We start from the raw sequence: 17,484 nt of genomic DNA, 5'->3' as shown, positions 1-17,484 counted from the left end.
GCCGGCGTGTCAGTCGGCGACAAGCATCACCGCACCGCGCGCACGCCCGACGCCCCTTTCCTGCTGCCGGCCGATGACGTATCGCCCCGGAGCGATACCGGTCGCGCCGTGCTCCGGGTGGATGAGGTACGCGGTCACCCGGGTGTCGAGCACGCCGAGTGCAAGGCCCCGAGCATCTTTCACCGGCGTCGACCACGTGCACTCCCCTTCGTCTGCAACCAGACTGTGGGGGTTCCCTCCCGCCGCACTTCGCAGCAGTTCCACGCCGGAGAGCGGCACTCTCACAGAGCGTGTCCATGGCAGAGGCGCCACGATATTTGCGAGCAGCGAAAACGGGATCACGATGAGATCGCCTTGCGCCTGGAGTCCGTCGATCACAGGAATGGACACTTCCTGGTCCAGGTAGTCGAAGACATCGAGGCCGGTGAGGGTGGTGAGAGCGGACAAGGTCATGTTCGAGTTCATAAGTATCACCCAGGGTTTGAGGATTGAGGGTAGAGGGTTCGGGATTCAGGTTCGACGAACGAGACGGGAATAGTCGGTACCGGTGATGCCGTAAGTCCATCCGGCGGCATCCAACGCGGAGGTAAACCATCCGGGTACGTGAAGGCCGTATCGACGCCGATGCCCGTCGCGTTCGAGAGAACCGTTGACCGCGAGGAGAATCCGTCCACTTCGACCCCAGCCCTCCGGCGACGCGTAGAGCTGCAGCAGGCAACCGGCGTTACCGGGATCGTCGGTTTGGTCGACCAGTGTCAGGCCGGCCAGCTCGATGTAGGAATCCCACCCGATCCGCTCGATTGCACATCGACGGATCTCTACATTGCGCTCGTGTGCGATGCGTTCGGCGGTCGGGTCGAGCACCACCCAGTCGGGAACGATCGCTCCGTGCAGAACGAACGCCCTTGTTCCGTCTGCGAATTCGAGTGCCGGGGCATCAGAGTGGTGGAGTCGGCGTTCTCCCCGCGCACTGCCCGGTATCCGCTCCGAGTGCAAGACCCTGGGTCGTTCCGCCATGATGCACACGTCGTCGAACGCCCACCACCACCCGGTCGAGTCAGCCAGTGCGGTCTGCACATCGAGAAGTTCACGGTCTTCCGAGCGGAAGGTCGCAAGACCGTATCGATGGCATGTGTCGTAGTACGCGATTCGATGGGCGTCCTGCTGCCCGTACCAGGTCACTTCCCCGGCCACCGGGGTCGACATCGTTCGTATCGCAGCTGCGACGCCGTCGAACAGCGTGGTGTGCAACGATTCCCAAATGGACGCCCTGATCAAGCGCTCCCCCTGCCGGCGTTCCATCTGCCAGCCAGTTCTCCGACATTCGATTCGCGCGTCCATGCGTCGGCGCGATGCCGCAAACATGCTCGCGATGTACCCGGAAGCGCAGTCGAGGCCGGTGCCGTCCAATGACATCTTGGTCGACAGTCCTTCGGTGACGATCAGGTCCGAACCAGCAGACGGCGACGGGACCCAGACGAACTCCGGTTTCGGGAGCCCGGAGCGTCGATACAGTTGCGCGACAGAGGCTTCTGCGGTGTTTCGATCAGCAGGACGAGTACACAATCCGCGTTTCAGCCACACGTCGCGGATCTTTTCCAGGGCCAGACTGTCTTCATCGAAGAGATTGAAGTTCTCGGGCAATGTCGCTCGATGTGATGCCGACGAGCGAATCGGTGCGGCGCTCACGAGACGGTGGCGGTGTCCGCCTTTCCTGTAGTCATAGTTGAACAGCCTGGCACGCGAACGCTCCGGACGCAAGGGTTTCCTAGAGCGCGACACCGGGAACCTGCCACCGTTTCCCCATACCGAACACCCTCTCCAGCGACGCGAAACCGGTTCGAACTGTGGACAAGTGGTGTTCACTCACGGCTATCCACACCCCCGGGGTCACGGCTTCCTTTCCAGCGCCGGGCACAGCAAGATCGATCGACATGGGGGAACAGACACATATCATCCGCAGGCCGGACCAACTGTCGATCGGTCGCACCGATGCCGAGATCCGACAGGCCTGCGCTAGTGGAACCTGGGCCAGAATCCATCGTGGTGCGTACGTGGACAGCGGCCACCTGTCCCGCCTCGACGCATACGGACGACATCGATTACGGGCAGAGGCCGTGGCCTGCGCCGCTTCACCCGGTGCCACTGTCAGCCACGTCTCGGCTGCGGTTCTGCACGGTTTCGAACTCTGGAACACTCCGCTCGAGGTCGTTCACCTGTCCCGGAACCGGCGAGGTGGTGGCCGAAAGTCCGCCCGACGTCACGTGCACTCGACATGGCTGGCGGACAACGAGATCACCGAAGTCGATGGGCTGCGCGTCACGACTCCGGCACGAACAGTTGCGGATCTCGCGAGGACACTCACTTTCGAACAGGCTCTCGTCGTGGGCAATTCAGCGTTGCACCGTTCAAGGTTGACCAAGGACGCGGTTGCAGCCTCGCTGGCACTCAGCCCGAACCATCCGCGCCATCGACATGCGCTCCACGCGCTCACCGCGATGGACTCCCGTATCGAAAGCGTCGGTGAATCACGGAGCCTCGCATTGTTCCTGCACGAACACCTGCCGCTCCCCGAACCCCAGGTCGACATCCACGACGCTCGAGGGTTCGCCGGCCGCGTCGACTTCCTGTGGCGTGAGCAGCGCACCATCGGAGAGTTCGACGGCCGCATCAAGTACGGCCGACTGGTGCCCGCCGGTCGCAGCCCCGAGGACGCGCTCTGGAACGAGAAGCTCCGCGAAGACCGACTCCGTGACGCAGGGTGGGAGGTCGCGAGGTGGACGTGGGCCGACCTGTCGACCCCGTCACTGGTGGCAAGTCGGATCCTGGCGGCCTTCGCGCGCAGCCACGGGGCCGTCAGCTACTGATCGCAGGCTTCCACAGCTCGAGCGTCGGAATGCCGGGTGGAGTGAATCCGAGCACCTGCCCGTAGAAGGACAGCTCGGCGTTGCGTGAGCTGATGATGGTCGACTGCTTGCGGAATCCGTGAAATTCACCCTCGTAGGCCAGGTACGCGTGCGGAATGCCCTTGGCCACCAGAGCATCCCGGAATCGCTCCGCCTGCGAGGGTGGCACGATCGGATCGTCGAGACCCTGGAGAAGCAACACCGGGCAGTTCAACCCGTCGACGTTGTTGAGTGGAGCACGTTCCGCGTACAGGTCGGCAGATTCCGGCAGCGGGCCGATCAAACCGTCGACGTAACGCGATTCGAAATCGTGAGTTTCCTGCACGAACAGGTCCAGTTCGGCCACGCCGAAATAGGAAGCACCACAAGCGAACACGTCGGACGTCGTCAGTGCGGCCAGAACGGTCCAACCACCGGCGGATCCGCCTTCGATGGCAAGGCGGGCCGGATCGGCAAGCCCCTGCTCGGCCAACCCGTTGACGGCGGTGACGACGTCCTGCACGTCGACGACACCCCACTGACCACGCAATCGATTACGGTACTCACGTCCGTAACCGGTCGACCCGCCGTAGTTCACGTCGACGACGCCGATTCCGCGGCTGGTGAAGAAGGCGTAGACGAGGTTGAGGGCCGGTGCGACGTGCGCCGTCGGCCCACCGTGAACAAACGCGACATACGGCGGTCGTTCATCGTCGAGCCCTTTGTATCGCGGACTGCGCGGCGGATACGCAACGGCGTGAACTTCTCGCCCGTGTCCGTGAGCCACGACGGCTCGCGCTTCCGGAAGGTAGGCAGACTCGGGCAATTCTTCGACCGACGAACGGATTTCGGTGAGTTCGCCGGTACCGAGGTCCAGTTCACGTAGCGCGCCCGCCAGTTTCGCACCTCCCGAGATGAGCAGTAACCGATCGCCGCGAACCTGCATGAGGCCGATGCTGGTGACACCCGGGGTCGCGATGTCGCGCAGTTCCCCCGACGCCGGGTCGAGTACCGCCAGCGTGTCGGTTCCGACGGTGCGTGCGGTGAGAAGGTGCCCGTTGCCGAGTTCGACGAACCAGCGCCCACCGAAGCGCCACTGCGGGCCACCGAAATCCGCGTTCACCGGGCAAATCGGGCTGATCTTGCCGCCGACGCGATAGATGTTCCACCAGCCGCTGCGATCGCTGATTGCGTAGAGTTCGTCGTCGGTGATCCACTCCGGCTGCAGGACGGACTCTTCAAGTCCGCCGATCAGCACGGAATACGCCTGAGCGACGCCGTCGACGAGTGGAGCTACCCTCAGTTCGGTACCGTCCCAGGGCATTTGCGGATGGTTCCATGCGATCCAGGCGATCTTGGTTCCACTCGGCGAAAGCCTCGGTGACGAGAGGAAGTCCGAGCCGCCGACGATCGAGCGGATGTTGCCGGAACCGTCCAGCGGAATCGCGCAGATATCGCGAGTGATCGCCCCGTCCTCCGCGTGCGCTTCCCGAACCGCCCACACCTCGCCGTTCACGATCTGCAGGTCTGCGTATCGCAATGCGGCCGGCGACGCCGGTTCGGGCGTCAGAGCCCGTGGAGTGACTCCTTCGAGGATGTACACCCGTTGATCGGAGAATTCACTGAAGACCAGTTTTCCGGACTCGGTGACCGTCCAGGCGCCACCGCCGTACTCGTGAACCCTGGTACGCGCGTTCCACGGCGCGGGGAGGATGTCGACGGGTTGGTTGTCGAGACCGGATCGACGGATCGAGGTCCGACCACCCTCGGTCGGACGAAGTTCAGCCCACCAGATCTCGTCACCGACGTATCGTCCACCCTCGACAGGGTGCCCACCTGCAGCCAGATCAGCTGCTCCGATCGGAGAAGTCCACGATCCGTACGGGGCTGCAATCTGCTCGCTGGGGGTCATCGCTCGACAATAGCCAACGGGGCGTGCGACACGGTCCCCGACAATGCACTTGCACAGTGGTGGAATCATGTAACTCGTGAGCACACCAGAACCCGTCCGCCACCGTCAGCCGCAGCGCGAGCTGGAGCAGTCGTCGAAGCTCCAGAACGTCCTGTACGAAATCCGTGGACCGGTACACGCGCATGCCGCCCGGTTGGAGGCGGAAGGACACCGGATCCTCAAGCTCAACATCGGCAACCCGGCACCGTTCGGATTCGACGCCCCCGATGTGATCATGCGGGACATGATCGCCGCCCTGCCCTATGCACAGGGCTATTCGGAGTCGAAGGGCATTCTGTCGGCGCGGCGCGCAATCGTGACGCGTTACGAGCTGGTTCCCGGCTTCCCCGAGCTCGACGTCGACGACATCTACCTCGGCAACGGTGTTTCCGAACTGATCACGATGACCATGCAGGCCCTCCTCAACAACGGCGACGAGGTTCTGATCCCAGCACCGGACTACCCCCTGTGGACTGCGATGACGAGCTTGTCCGGAGGCACGCCCGTCCACTATCTCTGCGACGAGGCCAACGACTGGAATCCCGATATCGCCGATATCGAATCCAAGATCACCGACAAGACCAAGGCTCTCCTCGTCATCAACCCGAACAACCCCACGGGTGCGGTGTACTCGATGGAGGTTCTGCAGCAGTTGGTCGATCTGGCACGCAAGCATCAGCTTCTGCTGCTCGCCGACGAGATCTACGACAAGATCCTCTACGACGACGCCAAGCACATCTCGCTGGCAACACTTGCCCCTGATCTGCTGTGCCTGACGTTCAACGGCCTCTCGAAGGCCTACCGCGTCGCCGGCTACCGCTCCGGCTGGGTGGCGATCACGGGCCCGAAGGATCACGCGGCCGGCTTCCTCGAGGGACTCGATCTCTTGGCGTCGACCCGTCTGTGCCCCAACGTCCCCGGACAGCACGCCATTCAGGTCGCCCTCGGCGGTCACCAGAGCATCGAAGACCTGATCCTGCCCGGCGGCCGCCTGCTCGAGCAGCGCGACGTCGCTTGGGAGCGATTGAACATGATTCCGGGCGTTTCGTGTGTGAAGCCTCGCGGCGCGCTCTACGCGTTCCCTCGTCTGGATCCGAACGTCTACGAGATCCACGACGACGAGAAATTGGTTCAGGACCTGCTTCTCCAGGAGAAGATCCTGATGGTTCAAGGCACCGGGTTCAATTGGCCGAATCACGATCACCTTCGGATCGTCACCCTTCCGTGGGCCCGAGATCTCGCCGTGGCCATCGAGCGATTCGGCAACTTCCTCACCAGTTACAAACAGTAGATTCTCACGCTGAATCCGGCTGAAATCGAGTAAACAATTCGTTGTACAAATGCCCCGTAAACGTAAAACTGCGGGGCATTTGTGCGACCTTGGTCACATTTTTCGCAAACCATGCGGTTTGATTGACTCTTTAACTATTTAGTGACCTGCCCCGATGTGAAAACGGTCCAACCGGTACGTGATTCGTTGTGAAATTGGTAGTTGGACAACGCGCCAAATCGGTTTGAAGTTGGGTACATTAGTTAGCAGCACTTCGGTGCCGCGAGCACCTGGTATCCCTCCCCCCCCTGTGGATACCAGGTTGGTGGCGGGGACAACCCCCCCTGTTCCCCGCCACCCAGCTCGACCAATCCCAGTTTCACAACCCCTCATCGGTAGCACCGGTTTTCGCCGACTCTGCCTTGCAGCGACACTGCCTTTCACCGACACTGCCGTCAGAAGCTGACCATTCGCTTCGGAGCCGATAACATTGCACCGGTGCAAATCCCCAGTCCGACACTCAGTTTCCGATGAGTCACGGCCACGGCCACGGTGGCCCCATTCAGATCGGCCCCACCGCATCACGCGTCGTCATCGGGTTGCTCGTCGTCATCGGCATGGTCGTCGTCGCGGCAGCTGTCGCACTGTGGCCGGACAAGAACACCATTCCCGTCCCACTCCCCTTCCAGAATGCCGACGGCAGCTCGGTGGAAACCGAGGCGGGCACCGTCACGATGCAGGATCTCGGTGACTGCGGAAGTTCCTCTGCCGGAAGGGTATTCGTCGGTGCCCCGCAACCGCCGCCTACCTCCGCCTACCAGTGCCAGCGAAGTATCGTCGATATCGAATCCGGGCCGAATGCCGGAACGAAGACATTGCTCGAGGTCATTCCGGGCGCCGGTCAGCCGGACCTTCGCGTGGGTGACCACATTCGCCTGGTGCGTCAGACCGACCCGAACGGAAACACGCAGTACTCCTTCGAAGACTATTCGCGTGGGCTCCCGCTGGCGTTGATCGTCATCGCGTTCGCCGTCGTCATCATCGCAGTCGCACGGTGGAGAGGGCTGCGCGCACTCGTCGGCCTGGTGATCGCCTTCGGCGTAGTCGTCGGGTTTCTCCTACCCGCTCTGCTCGACGGCAAGCCTGCGATACCGGTTGCGCTGGTCGCCGGGGCGGTGATCTTGTACGCGGTTCTCTATCTGGCGCACGGGGTCTCACTCAAGACCAGTTCTGCTTTGCTTGGCACCCTTGCCGCCATGGTGCTCGCCGCGGTTCTCTCCTACCTCTGCATTGAACTGACACACCTCACCGGTTTGTCTGAAGAGCAGAACACCAATGTTCAGACCTATATCGAGCACATAGACATCACCGGCCTGCTGCTGGCGGGCTTCATCATCGGCTCGCTCGGCGTTCTCAACGACGTCACCATCACCCAGGCATCCTCGGCATTCGAGTTGGCCGAACTCGACAAGCATGCGTCCCGTCGAAAAGTCTTCGGCGGTGCGATGCGGGTCGGACGTGATCACATCGCCAGCACGGTCTACACCTTGGTTCTCGCGTACGCGGGTGGGGCGCTGCCGCTGCTACTGCTCTTCAGCGTCAGCGGGCGCCCACTTCAGGACGTCCTGGTCGGTGACGCCGTCGCAATCGAGATCGTAAGGTCCGCTGTCGGCGGAATAGCCCTGGCGCTTTCGGTTCCACTCACCACTGCCATCGCCGTGATTCTCGCCCGTCCGCCCGGTAGCGCGGTCAAGGCCGGCCCCATGTCAGGTGGCCGACACTCCAAACGCTGAAAGCGAGCCTCAGAGTCCGGGAATCGGTGGGAGGACCGGCAACAGAATCGGCGGAAGCCCCGGGATGTAGATCGCCGGCGGTGGCGGCGCGGGCGCGGGCGCGGGAGGCACGTAAGTGTCCTGCACGACTGGCGGAGCCTCGACGACCGGAGGGGCTTCCTCCGTCGTCGTCGGGGGCGGGGTCGTTGTGGTCGTAGGCGGCGGAGTAGTCGTGGTCGTCGGTGCCGTCGTGGTCACCTCGGTTGCCACGGGTCCGGCGTCCTCGGAATCAAAGACCTTTCCTCCGTAGCCCAATCCCAGCCCCACGATCACGATCGCCGCGATCACACCGGCGCCGAGGCCCGCGAACCGTAGCGGGTTTCTCGGCTCTTTGGATGTCGATTCAACGGGTTGTGTCCCGGCGAGCCAGGACGGGTGTGCGGCCCCTGCCCCGGGTGCCTCGCCTTCGTACATCGCCGAGTACGCCTGGGCGTCAACCATCACGGCCTCGGTGTCTGCGTCACGTTCTGTGCTGAATCCGTCCGTGGCCTGGTCGCTGTCGGCGACCACGAGATCTGCGGCCGGATCGAATCGTTGCTCGTGTCGGTTCGGTCGCGGCTGAGGCAGTTCCGCCGCGTAAGGGCTCGGCACCTGTTCTTGCGGAACGGACTTCGTGCCGGAAGTGACTTCGGACAAGGCATTCGGCCGCTCCGATTCCGCGAGCGTTGCGACCCCTCCGTGGCTGAACGCCTGAACCGGAACGGGTACCTCCGCCGGGGTGTGGATCGGATACGGCGCAAAGATCGGCGCTACAGCCGGAACCTGAACCGGGGCAGATACCGCGCGCGCCGATGGCGTCATCGACGATTCCGCGATCAGCGCAGCGCCTTGCGCAGTCACGAGTTCCGGCTGCTCGGGCGCGATGAGGGGGCACTCCAGCCACGCGGCGAGGGTCGCCCGCACGATCGGAATGCGTGCACCGCCACCGATCAGGAGAATCGCGTCGGGGTTACGGCCGGACGTTGCGATGACCTCTCGTATCTCGCGTGCGAAGGCCTCCACCGACGCGACGACCAACGAATCGAAAACTTCCCGCGACAGCAGGAGAAGCCCGCCGGGGCCGGGCAGGCACACCGCACTTCGTGAGGACAGCTGTTCCTTCGCGAGTCGGCATCGCGCCTGCAGTTCGGCATCGCCGCCCGGGTCGGCCGGCGTAGCTATACGGCGACGCACGGTCTGATCCGAGTAGACGAGCTCGTCGAAGTGATCTCCACTGACCCGCGTCGACCGGGCGGTGACGACGGTAGACCGCATCTGCCTGTCCACAATGCTGATCGTCGATCCAGAACTACCGATGTCGACGACGACGAGTGTGCTCTGGTCGGTCAACGCACCGGACTCCTCGAGCATTCGAAGCGTCGCGACTACTTCGGGAACCAGCTCGAAGTTGTCGATGCCCTTCTGTTCGAACGCTGTTTGGAGTGCTCCGGCCTGCGCTTGATCCCGGTAAGCGACGACCGTATTGCTGCCGAGGTCGGCATTCTCGGTCAAGGCCACGCCGGTTGCCTCCGCTGCGACTTCCTCGGGAATCTCGCGGCCTCGATCGACCGCTCTGGATCGGAACACCGGACCACTGTGGTCGGGCGTCCCCGGGCGCGCCAAACGCACAGCGCTGGCTCCCACCGTCACACCCAAAACCAAGTTCATGATCCACCTTCGTCGACCGTCGACGGGTTCCGTCACCAGACCCCGTCATTCCCCGGCCGGAAGTCTACCCACTGGGCATGGTCTGCGAGGTTCGCGCATCTCACCTAAGGCCTTCTCGCAGCTATTTTCTCGCTACCTGGACGTTCGACCTACCGCCCCAATCCGCGATAGTTCCAACCGGCGGCGCGCCACAGGTCCGGATCGAGGCAATTTCTGGCGTCAACGATCACCCGCCGCCGAACGAGTGGTTCCAAATCGGCGGGCATCAATGAGGCGAACTCGTCCCATTCAGTGGCGATCAAGACCACATCAGCATTCCTGCAAGCTTCTGACGTGGAGGTTGCGTAGTGAAGGGTGGGAAACAGTCGGCGAGAATTATCCATTGCCTTCGGATCGAAAACGGTGACCGCCGCCCCGTGCAACTGCATCATTCCTGCAACGTTGAGCGCAGGCGAATCGCGTACATCGTCGGATTCGGGCTTGAACGCGGCTCCCAGCACCGACACGTTAGCTCCCAGCAAACTGCCATCGCAGGCTGCCGTCACCAGTTCCACAGCTTTTGTCCGTCGTCGCATGTTGATGCTGTCGACCTCGCGGAGGAAGTACAGCGCCTGGTCGACACCCAACTCCCCGGCGCGTGCCATGAACGCCCGAATGTCCTTCGGCAGGCAACCACCGCCGAACCCCAAGCCCGCATTGAGGAATCGTCTACCGATCCGAGCGTCGTACCCGAGAGCGTCGGCCAACATCGTGACGTCGGCGCCGGTCGCCTCGCACACCTCCGCAATCGCATTGATGAAGGACACCTTGGTCGCGAGAAACGCATTCGCAGATCCTTTGACCAACTCGGACGTCGCCAGATCGGTCACGAGGAAGGGCACCCCCGCGTCCAGTATCTCGGCATACACCTCGCGAAGAACGCCTTCGGCGTTTCCCGGCCGGTCACGATCGATCCCCAGAACCAACCGGTCAGGGCTCAAGGTGTCCGCGATCGCGTGTCCTTCACGCAGGAACTCCGGATTCCAGGCCACCTCTACCGAGCCACCCGCCGGCGCAGTCGCTCGGAGCCGCTCGCCGAGAGCCGCTGCCGTGCCTACCGGCACCGTCGACTTCCCGACTATCAGCGAAGGCTTTCGCAACAACGGCGCCAACATGTCGATCACCGAATGAACATGACTCAGATCTGCGGCGTACTCCCCCTTCTTCTGAGGCGTCCCCACACCGACGAAATGGATGTCCGCAAAATCCGCGGCATCGGAGTAGGAAGTCGTGAACTGCAGCCGACCCGACGCCAGATTCTTCTCCAGCATGTCGGTCAGACCCGGCTCGAAGAACGGGACCTCCCCACGAGACAACTTGTCGACCTTGGACTGGTCGATGTCGACTCCCAGCACGTCGTGGCCAAGTTCGGCCATACACACTGCGTGGGTCGCCCCCAGGTATCCCGTTCCGAACACGGTCATCTTCATGTGTTGTTGGTATGCGTCCGAACTTTCCGAAACGCGTACGCCAGGTGGGCGCGAAACCAACATCGGGCGTACGACGAGTGCGTCGCGTGTGCAACCTATGCTTCTGCCATGCACGTTCTCTTCGTTTGTACGGGAAACATCTGCCGATCACCCACGGGCGAACGCCTTGCACGTGCTTATGCCGCCGAAGCCGGGGTCACCGGATTCACCGCCTCGAGTGCCGGAACCCGGGCGATGGTCGGACACCCGATCGAGCCAACTGCTGCGAGGGTTCTCGCGGGGCTCGGCGGCGACCCCACGGAGTTTCAAGCCCGACGCATGACAACAGCGCTGGCCTCGGACGCCGACCTCATTCTCACGATGACCGAAAGTCAGCGAGACAAGGTCCTGGCGATGGCTCCGGCGCGGCTCAAGCGCACGTTCACACTTCGAGAAGCCGCACGGTTGGGCTCGCTCGCAGATGCAGGAACTGTCGAGGACCTCGCCGCCGCCAGACCCCGATTTCGTGCCACCGAACCCGAGGACGTCATGGATCCGATGGGTAAGGAAGAGAACGTGTTTCACGAGATCGGACTTGAGATCGCCGATCTCCTCGGCCCGCTGCTCAGCCGACTTCGCTTCGGTGAGCGTTGAGCGCGGGCACCGCGGTCAACTGCGGTAGCGACTTGTCCGACTCATAGTAGTAGCTGTACTCGTACGCATTGCGTCCGCGAGACGGCGTCATCGTGATGACAGTGCCCAGGACGTGCGCACCCACACTCTGTAGGTTTCCGACCGCGCGCGCCAGTTGATCGCACTTCGTGGAGCCGTGTCGGGCGATCACCAGGGCACCGTCCGACATCGCGGCCAGGACCGCGGCATCCGTGACGGGTAGCAACGGCGAGGCGTCGATGATGACGTAGTCGTATCGCGCCCGCAGTTCCTCGAGAACATGTTTGGCCGTGTCCGTGCCGAGTAGTTCGCTCGGGTTCGGCGGGATCGGTCCGGAGGCGAGCACTGTCAGCCCGTCGAACTCGGTCGGCTGAAGCACATCGTCCAGCGTCGCTTGACCGGAGAGCACCGAACTGACGCCGACACTTCCGAGCAATCCCAAATACTTCGATACTCGCGGCTTCCGGAGGTCGCCTTCCATCAGGCACACTGATTTGCCGGCCTCCGCCAAGACGAGAGCGATGTTCACGGCCGTGGTCGTCTTACCTTCGGAGGGAAGCGAACTCGTGACGACGATGACACGCGGTGGATGGTCCACCTCGAGGAACTGAAGGTTGGTGCGCAACTCACGGAAGGCTTCGGCACTCACGGAACTTCCGTCACTGAAAGCGATCGCGTGATTGACTTCGACGTCCTTGTCGAACGGGATCGTGCCCACCATCGCCGAACCCGCGATCTCTTCTACAGTTCGACGATCTTTCACCGTGTTGTCGAGTCGATCACGAATCAACGCAAGCGCGATCCCCACAACCAGTCCCGCCACTGCGCCGAGCGCGAGGTTGCGCGAAGTCTTGGGTGACACCGGAACAGTCGGCTGTTGAGCCTGCTGTTCGACGACCACACGTGCAGGCGGTGTTCCGCCGTTCTCGGGTGTCTCCAGTTCCTTTGCCAATGCCACGAATTCGGATGAGAGAGTGTTCGCGATCTCGCGTGCGAGTTCCGGTGACGCGTCCTTGACTGCGAGGTCGATCAACACAGTGTCGGGCGCCGACGTCGCAGTGACCTTGGAGGCCAACTCGTCAGCCGACATCCCGCCGACCACCCTCGGTCCCAGTTCGTCGATCGTCCGCTGTGCGAGTGTTCGGCCGGTCAGGAGTTTTGTATAGGACAGAACTCGCTGCTGTGAAAGTTGACTGCCCTGCAGTGCCTCGTTGACCGAGGTACCCGCCGACGTCGAAACGAACAGCCTCGTCGAGGCCTGGTAAACGGGCGTCGAAAGAAGAGAAGCGCCAAGGGCTCCGAGGATTCCGAGCACGGTTACAGCAGCGACGATTCGCCATCTGGCTTGCAATATCTTCAGGTAGTCGACAATTTCCATCTTGATGTCTCCTTCGGCTCACGCATGTCCACTGCGGGTCTGAGCGGTCTTTGCCGGTCGGACCGCGAGGGCGAACCGGGCTTTATCAATTTCGATATAGATCAGCTGCGACGGACGAGACGTCCTGTGCTCACGGGCGTCCCAGTCCGCGGTAGTTCCAACCTGCGCCTCGCCAGTCGTCGGGGGAAAGGCAATTGCGCCCGTCGACGATCACTTTGTTGCGAACCACCGAATCGAGATCGGACGGCTGCAACTTCAAGAATTCGAGCCACTCGGTCAATACCAGGACGACGTCGGCACCTTCGCAGGCCTCCAATGCATTTGCCGAGTAGGTCAGCGTCGGGAACAGCGCGCGCGAATTGTCCATGGCCTTTGGGTCGTACACGTTCACTGCAGCACCTTGGAGCTGAATCTGACCCGCGACGTTGAGCGCCGGCGAATCACGAACGTCGTCCGAGTCCGGTTTGAACGCGGCACCCAGAACTGCGACTCTCGCACCGAGAAGCGATCCGCATGCCTCCCGCGCCAGTTCGACCATGCGTGTACGTCTGCGCATATTGATGTTGTCGACTTCGCGCAGGAACGTCAGTGCTTGGTCGGCACCGAGTTCACCGGCGCGAGCCATGAAGGCGCGGATGTCCTTCGGCAAACACCCTCCGCCGAAACCAATTCCCGCGTTGAGGAATCGACGTCCGATCCGAACGTCGTGCCCGATCGCGTCGGCGAGCACTGTGACGTCGGCGCCCGCGGCCTCGCACACTTCGGAGATGGCGTTGATGAACGAGATCTTGGTGGCCAGGAAAGCGTTCGCTGACGCTTTCACCAACTCCGCCGTCGCAAGGTCCGTGACGAGAAACGGAATCTCCTCATCGAGGAGCTCTGCATAAACTTCGCGCGCAACAGATTCCGCTCGACCGCGGACATTTCGATCGACTCCGAGCACAAGTCGGTCCGGGTGCAACGTGTCCTGGACGGCAAATCCTTCACGGAGAAACTCGGGATTCCACGCGACTTCGACGCCGTCACCGATCGGTGCCAGTTCCCGCGCGCGTTTGCCGAGCCGTTCCGCGGTGCCCACCGGTACTGTGGACTTGCCGAAGATGACCGAGGGCTTGGTGAGCAGCGGCGCCAAAGTCTCGATCACGGCATCCACGTAGACCATGTCCGCGGCGAACTCACCCTTCTTCTGCGGCGTACCGACCCCGAGGAAGAACACGACCGCAAATTCTGCGGCTTCCTCGTACGACGACGTGAACTTCAGTCGCCCTCGATCGATGTTGTTTCGTAGGACCTCGCCCAACCCTGGCTCGTAGAACGGAACTTCACCTGCTGCCAGTTTCTCCAGCTTTGCCGCATCGACATCCACTCCGAGGACCTCGTGACCGAGTTCGGCCATACAGGCCGCGTGTGTCGCGCCCAGGTATCCCGTGCCGAATACTGCTATGCGAGTGCTCATGTTGCTCGATCTGCTTTCTCGAGAGTGTGCGAAGTGTGTTGATGGGAAAAGTGATTCAGGTGCGTACGGCACCGATGTTGTCGCGGTACCACGAGATCGTCGACGCGATTCCTTCGCGCAATCCGATTGTCGGCCGCCATCCGAGTTCACGAATCATGCTCACGTCCAGCAGTTTCTGCATCGTTCCGTCAAGCTTCGAGGTGTCCCACTGCGTCTCGCCGGTGTATCCGACCTCGTCGGCGACCATCGAAGCGATCTCGCGAATTGTGTGGTCTTCGCCGGTTCCGACGTTGACATGCGATGCACCGTCGTAGTTGTCGAGCAGATGCAGACACGCCGACGCCAAGTCGTCGACATGCAGGAATTCACGTCGCGGATTGCCACTCCCCCAGTTGACAACCGACTGGACTGCCGACGACTGCGCCTCGTCGTAACGCCGAACGAGGGCGGGAAGTACGTGCGATCCGTGCGGCGAAAAATTGTCTCCCGGGCCGTACAGGTTGGTGGGCATAGCTGAGATCCAGGGGCGACCATGCTGCCGCCTGGCAGCTTGAACATGGAGTATTCCCGCGATCTTTGCTATTGCATAGGCGTCGTTGGTCGGCTCGAGATGCCCGGTGAGCAGGTATTCCTCCTTGATCGGTTGCGGTGCCAATTTCGGGTAGATGCACGATGATCCGAGGAACAGGAGACGCTCGACGCCGTGTGCGAGGGCAGCGTCGAGCACGTTCACCTGGATGCGCAGATTCTCCGACAGGAAGTCGACGAGGAAAGTGCTGTTCGCCGCAATCCCCCCAACTTTTGCTGCTGCAAGGATCACGTTGGTCGGCTTTTCGCGGGCGAAGAAATCGAAAGCAGCTTCCCGGTCACGTAGATCGAGTTCGGCCGACGTCTTTCCGAGCAACCTGGTGAAGCCCGCAGATTCCAGGTGTCGCCACACCGAAGAGCCGACCAGACCTCGGTGGCCGGCCACGTAGAACGGTGCGCCTCGATCGAGTGGTCGCGCTGCGAATGAATCACTCATCGCGTCGCCGACCAGTCGGGAAGTGCCGGAGTGTCGATCCACGGTCGCCCTTCGTGTTCGAGCGCTTCGATGTCTGCCTCGACCATGATCCGGGCCAGTTCGGGTGTGTGCACGCCGGCCTTCCAACCGAGTTTGCGCTCGGCATGACTCGGATCCCCGATCAGTGCGTCCACCTCGGTCGGCCGAAGATACCGTTCGTCGAATCGAACGTGGTTTTCCCAGTTCAGACCTGCATGTTCGAACGCGACGGTCAGGAAGTCGCGCACCGAGTAGTTGCCACCGGTGGCGAGCACAAAATCCTCAGGCTCGTCGACCTGCAGCATGCGCCACATTCCCTCCACGTACTCCGGCGCATATCCCCAGTCGCGAATCGCATCGAGATTGCCCATGTACAGATGATCCTCGATACCTGCCTGGATGCGTGCGACCGCGCGCGTGATCTTCCGCGTCACGAATGTCTCACCACGCCTAGGGGATTCGTGATTGAACAGAATTCCGTTCACAGCGAAGATCCCGTATGCCTCACGATAGTTCTTGGTGATCCAGTACGAGTACACCTTCGCCGCACCGTAGGGCGAACGTGGGTAGAACGGTGTCTCCTCGTTCTGCGGTGGCGGTGTGGCACCGAACATCTCGGAACTCGACGCCTGGTAGAACCGGCAGTCGAGTCCGGCCATCCGAACCGCTTCGAGTAGTCGGATCGACCCGACGCCAGTGGTGTTCCCGGTGTGTTCGGGTTCGTCGAAGCTGACCCTGACGTGAGACTGCGCAGCGAGGTTGTACACCTCGTCCGGCTTGATCTGCGCGAGTAGTGTCACCAGGCGCGCTCCGTCACTGAGGTCACCGTAGTGAAGAAAAAGTCGAGCATCCGCATCGTGCGGGTCAACGTAGATGTGGTTGATCCTCGAAGTGTTGAACGTCGAGGATCGACGGATCAGTCCGTGAACCTCGTAGCCTTTGGAGAGCAGCAACTCGGCAAGGTAAGAGCCGTCCTGCCCCGTGATTCCGGTAATCAGTGCGCGTTTCATCCTGCGTTCCTTCCGTTGCGGGACAGCCCGCCTGATAGTTGCGAAACCACGGTTGTGGTCCGTAGTCCTCCGAATCGCTCGGCAGTCTTGATCTCGCTCATGCGCGTCCCCCCAAACGGCCGAAGACTTTTCGTATGTCACGTGATGCCAGCCGTACGAATGTCGAGTTACCGAACAGGTAGCGCCGCCACAGACGTTTGGGTTCGGATACAAGTCGATACAACCACTCGAAACCCGAGTTCTGGACGAAAGATGGTGCCTCCGAGACAGTTCCGGCCAAGAAGTCGAAGGCCGCGCCGACACCGACGGCCACGTAGTCGGTTCGATCCGCTATCGCCTTCGTGACAAAGTCCTGCTTCGGCGCACCCAGACCGACCCACACGATGTCCGGTGACGTCGGATCGATCTTCGTGATGATGTCGTCGACGAACTCCTTGCTGAACGCGGCAAACGGCGGGGCATATGTGCCGGCCACCTTGATTCCCGGGTATAACTCCTCGACTCGATCCGTCAAGAGATTCAACGTCTCTTCTGTCGTGCCGACAAAATGGTGACGAAGGCTGTAGCGGCGTCCCTTGTCCAGGGTGGCCTCGAAGAACGACGGACCCCGGACTGGTCGAACACCGACGTGATCGGCGGTGCCGCCGATCAGGCGCATCACCCAGCTGACCGGGGTTCCGTCTGCGAAGTTCACACCGGGACCCTTCAAAACCGCGGAGTAGTCGCGATCACTGTGCGCCGCCGACACGCAGTAGGAATTCGACAACCTCACGGAGACTCCGGTTCCGGCTCCCTCTCGTCTGTCGTTGACCACCCAATCGGTAGCTCTCTCGAGATTGGTCGCGGCAAACGGAATGCCACCCACCTCGATGACCTCGAACGGACTGCTCATC

Annotated in this window: 14 protein-coding genes; 4 read left to right on the top strand and 10 right to left on the bottom strand. The window is 62.0% G+C overall.

Features of this window, described 5'->3' with window-relative positions:
- Positions 1-9: 9 nt before the first annotated feature.
- Positions 10-465, bottom strand: coding sequence for a hypothetical protein (locus G9U53_RS21875; protein WP_029537798.1), 456 nt, complete (start codon positions 463-465; stop codon positions 10-12).
- A 45-nt stretch (positions 466-510) separates the two neighbouring features.
- On the bottom strand, positions 511-1,689 hold the full coding sequence (locus G9U53_RS21870) for a DUF6745 domain-containing protein (RefSeq protein WP_165639192.1): 1,179 nt from the start codon (positions 1,687-1,689) through the stop codon (positions 511-513).
- 245 nt (positions 1,690-1,934) lie between these two features.
- Here G9U53_RS21870 and G9U53_RS21865 point away from each other — a divergent pair, with 245 nt between their 5' ends.
- Positions 1,935-2,867, top strand: a complete 933-nt coding sequence (locus tag G9U53_RS21865; RefSeq protein WP_064074627.1) for a hypothetical protein — start codon at positions 1,935-1,937, stop codon at positions 2,865-2,867.
- On the opposite strand, the gene G9U53_RS21860 is transcribed toward G9U53_RS21865, so the two are convergent.
- On the bottom strand, positions 2,857-4,797 hold the full coding sequence (locus G9U53_RS21860) for a prolyl oligopeptidase family serine peptidase (RefSeq protein WP_165639191.1): 1,941 nt from the start codon (positions 4,795-4,797) through the stop codon (positions 2,857-2,859). The genes G9U53_RS21865 and G9U53_RS21860 overlap by 11 nt on opposite strands.
- Positions 4,798-4,873: 76 nt before the next feature.
- Between G9U53_RS21860 and G9U53_RS21855 the strand changes: the two genes are divergently transcribed.
- Together G9U53_RS21855 and G9U53_RS21850 are read left to right on the top strand one after the other, a co-directional pair.
- Positions 4,874-6,127 carry a pyridoxal phosphate-dependent aminotransferase gene (locus G9U53_RS21855; protein WP_003943683.1) on the top strand — a complete coding sequence of 418 codons (1,254 nt, stop codon included), beginning with the start codon at positions 4,874-4,876 and terminating at the stop codon, positions 6,125-6,127.
- Positions 6,128-6,636: 509 nt separating this feature from the next.
- Entirely contained in the window at positions 6,637-7,899 is a 1,263-nt protein-coding gene (locus tag G9U53_RS21850; RefSeq protein ID WP_065456010.1) for a YibE/F family protein, read from the top strand.
- Positions 7,900-7,908: 9 nt separating this feature from the next.
- Here G9U53_RS21850 and G9U53_RS21845 read toward each other — a convergent pair whose 3' ends face one another.
- The gene (locus G9U53_RS21845) at positions 7,909-9,585 is read right to left on the bottom strand and encodes an Hsp70 family protein (RefSeq protein ID WP_207624485.1); all 1,677 of its coding nucleotides are present in this window, start codon (positions 9,583-9,585) and stop codon (positions 7,909-7,911) included.
- 149 nt (positions 9,586-9,734) lie between these two features.
- Positions 9,735-11,054, bottom strand: coding sequence for a UDP-glucose/GDP-mannose dehydrogenase family protein (locus G9U53_RS21840; RefSeq protein WP_054187546.1), 1,320 nt, complete (start codon positions 11,052-11,054; stop codon positions 9,735-9,737).
- A 108-nt stretch (positions 11,055-11,162) separates the two neighbouring features.
- Between G9U53_RS21840 and G9U53_RS21835 the strand changes: the two genes are divergently transcribed.
- Positions 11,163-11,687, top strand: coding sequence for a protein-tyrosine-phosphatase (locus G9U53_RS21835; protein ID WP_058038968.1), 525 nt, complete (start codon positions 11,163-11,165; stop codon positions 11,685-11,687).
- Here the strand turns inward: G9U53_RS21835 and G9U53_RS21830 are convergent.
- The 5 genes from G9U53_RS21830 to G9U53_RS21810 form a co-directional block, all read right to left on the bottom strand.
- Positions 11,659-13,083, bottom strand: coding sequence for a polysaccharide biosynthesis tyrosine autokinase (locus tag G9U53_RS21830; protein WP_064074620.1), 1,425 nt, complete (start codon positions 13,081-13,083; stop codon positions 11,659-11,661). The two genes, G9U53_RS21835 and G9U53_RS21830, sit on opposite strands and share 29 nt — an antisense overlap.
- A 130-nt stretch (positions 13,084-13,213) precedes the next feature.
- Positions 13,214-14,539, bottom strand: coding sequence for a UDP-glucose/GDP-mannose dehydrogenase family protein (locus tag G9U53_RS21825; RefSeq protein WP_165639189.1), 1,326 nt, complete (start codon positions 14,537-14,539; stop codon positions 13,214-13,216).
- Positions 14,540-14,594: 55 nt separating this feature from the next.
- Positions 14,595-15,563, bottom strand: coding sequence for a GDP-L-fucose synthase (locus G9U53_RS21820; RefSeq protein ID WP_081558758.1), 969 nt, complete (start codon positions 15,561-15,563; stop codon positions 14,595-14,597).
- Positions 15,560-16,591 (bottom strand): GDP-mannose 4,6-dehydratase, encoded by a 1,032-nt coding sequence (gene gmd / locus G9U53_RS21815; protein WP_007726640.1) that lies wholly within the window; start codon positions 16,589-16,591, stop codon positions 15,560-15,562. The genes G9U53_RS21820 and gmd overlap by 4 nt, the downstream gene beginning before the upstream one ends.
- A gap of 97 nt (positions 16,592-16,688) precedes the next feature.
- On the bottom strand, positions 16,689-17,483 hold the full coding sequence (locus tag G9U53_RS21810; protein WP_165639188.1) for a WecB/TagA/CpsF family glycosyltransferase: 795 nt from the start codon (positions 17,481-17,483) through the stop codon (positions 16,689-16,691).
- Position 17,484 lies beyond the last annotated feature (1 nt).

The sequence above is a fragment of the Rhodococcus sp. D-46 genome (assembly GCF_011290655.1).
GTDB classification, from domain to species: domain Bacteria; phylum Actinomycetota; class Actinomycetes; order Mycobacteriales; family Mycobacteriaceae; genus Rhodococcus_F; species Rhodococcus_F qingshengii.
The sequence above is the reverse complement of the archived record's forward strand: the minus strand, read 5'-3'. Positions and strand labels throughout refer to the sequence as shown.

What these genes read in the sequence shown, in the direction of transcription:
- G9U53_RS21875 (WP_029537798.1), bottom strand. Translation starts at nt 465, where the DNA reads ATGAACTCGAACATGACCTTGTCCGCTCTCACCACCCTCACCGGCCTC.
- G9U53_RS21865 (WP_064074627.1), top strand. Translation starts at nt 1,935, where the DNA reads ATGGGGGAACAGACACATATCATCCGCAGGCCGGACCAACTGTCGATC.
- G9U53_RS21860 (WP_165639191.1), bottom strand. Translation starts at nt 4,797, where the DNA reads ATGACCCCCAGCGAGCAGATTGCAGCCCCGTACGGATCGTGGACTTCT.
- G9U53_RS21850 (WP_065456010.1), top strand. Translation starts at nt 6,637, where the DNA reads ATGAGTCACGGCCACGGCCACGGTGGCCCCATTCAGATCGGCCCCACC.
- G9U53_RS21845 (WP_207624485.1), bottom strand. Translation starts at nt 9,585, where the DNA reads ATGAACTTGGTTTTGGGTGTGACGGTGGGAGCCAGCGCTGTGCGTTTG.
- G9U53_RS21840 (WP_054187546.1), bottom strand. Translation starts at nt 11,054, where the DNA reads ATGAAGATGACCGTGTTCGGAACGGGATACCTGGGGGCGACCCACGCA.
- G9U53_RS21835 (WP_058038968.1), top strand. Translation starts at nt 11,163, where the DNA reads ATGCACGTTCTCTTCGTTTGTACGGGAAACATCTGCCGATCACCCACG.
- G9U53_RS21830 (WP_064074620.1), bottom strand. Translation starts at nt 13,083, where the DNA reads ATGGAAATTGTCGACTACCTGAAGATATTGCAAGCCAGATGGCGAATC.
- G9U53_RS21825 (WP_165639189.1), bottom strand. Translation starts at nt 14,539, where the DNA reads ATGAGCACTCGCATAGCAGTATTCGGCACGGGATACCTGGGCGCGACA.
- G9U53_RS21820 (WP_081558758.1), bottom strand. Translation starts at nt 15,563, where the DNA reads ATGAGTGATTCATTCGCAGCGCGACCACTCGATCGAGGCGCACCGTTC.
- gmd (WP_007726640.1), bottom strand. Translation starts at nt 16,591, where the DNA reads ATGAAACGCGCACTGATTACCGGAATCACGGGGCAGGACGGCTCTTAC.
- G9U53_RS21810 (WP_165639188.1), bottom strand. Translation starts at nt 17,483, where the DNA reads ATGAGCAGTCCGTTCGAGGTCATCGAGGTGGGTGGCATTCCGTTTGCC.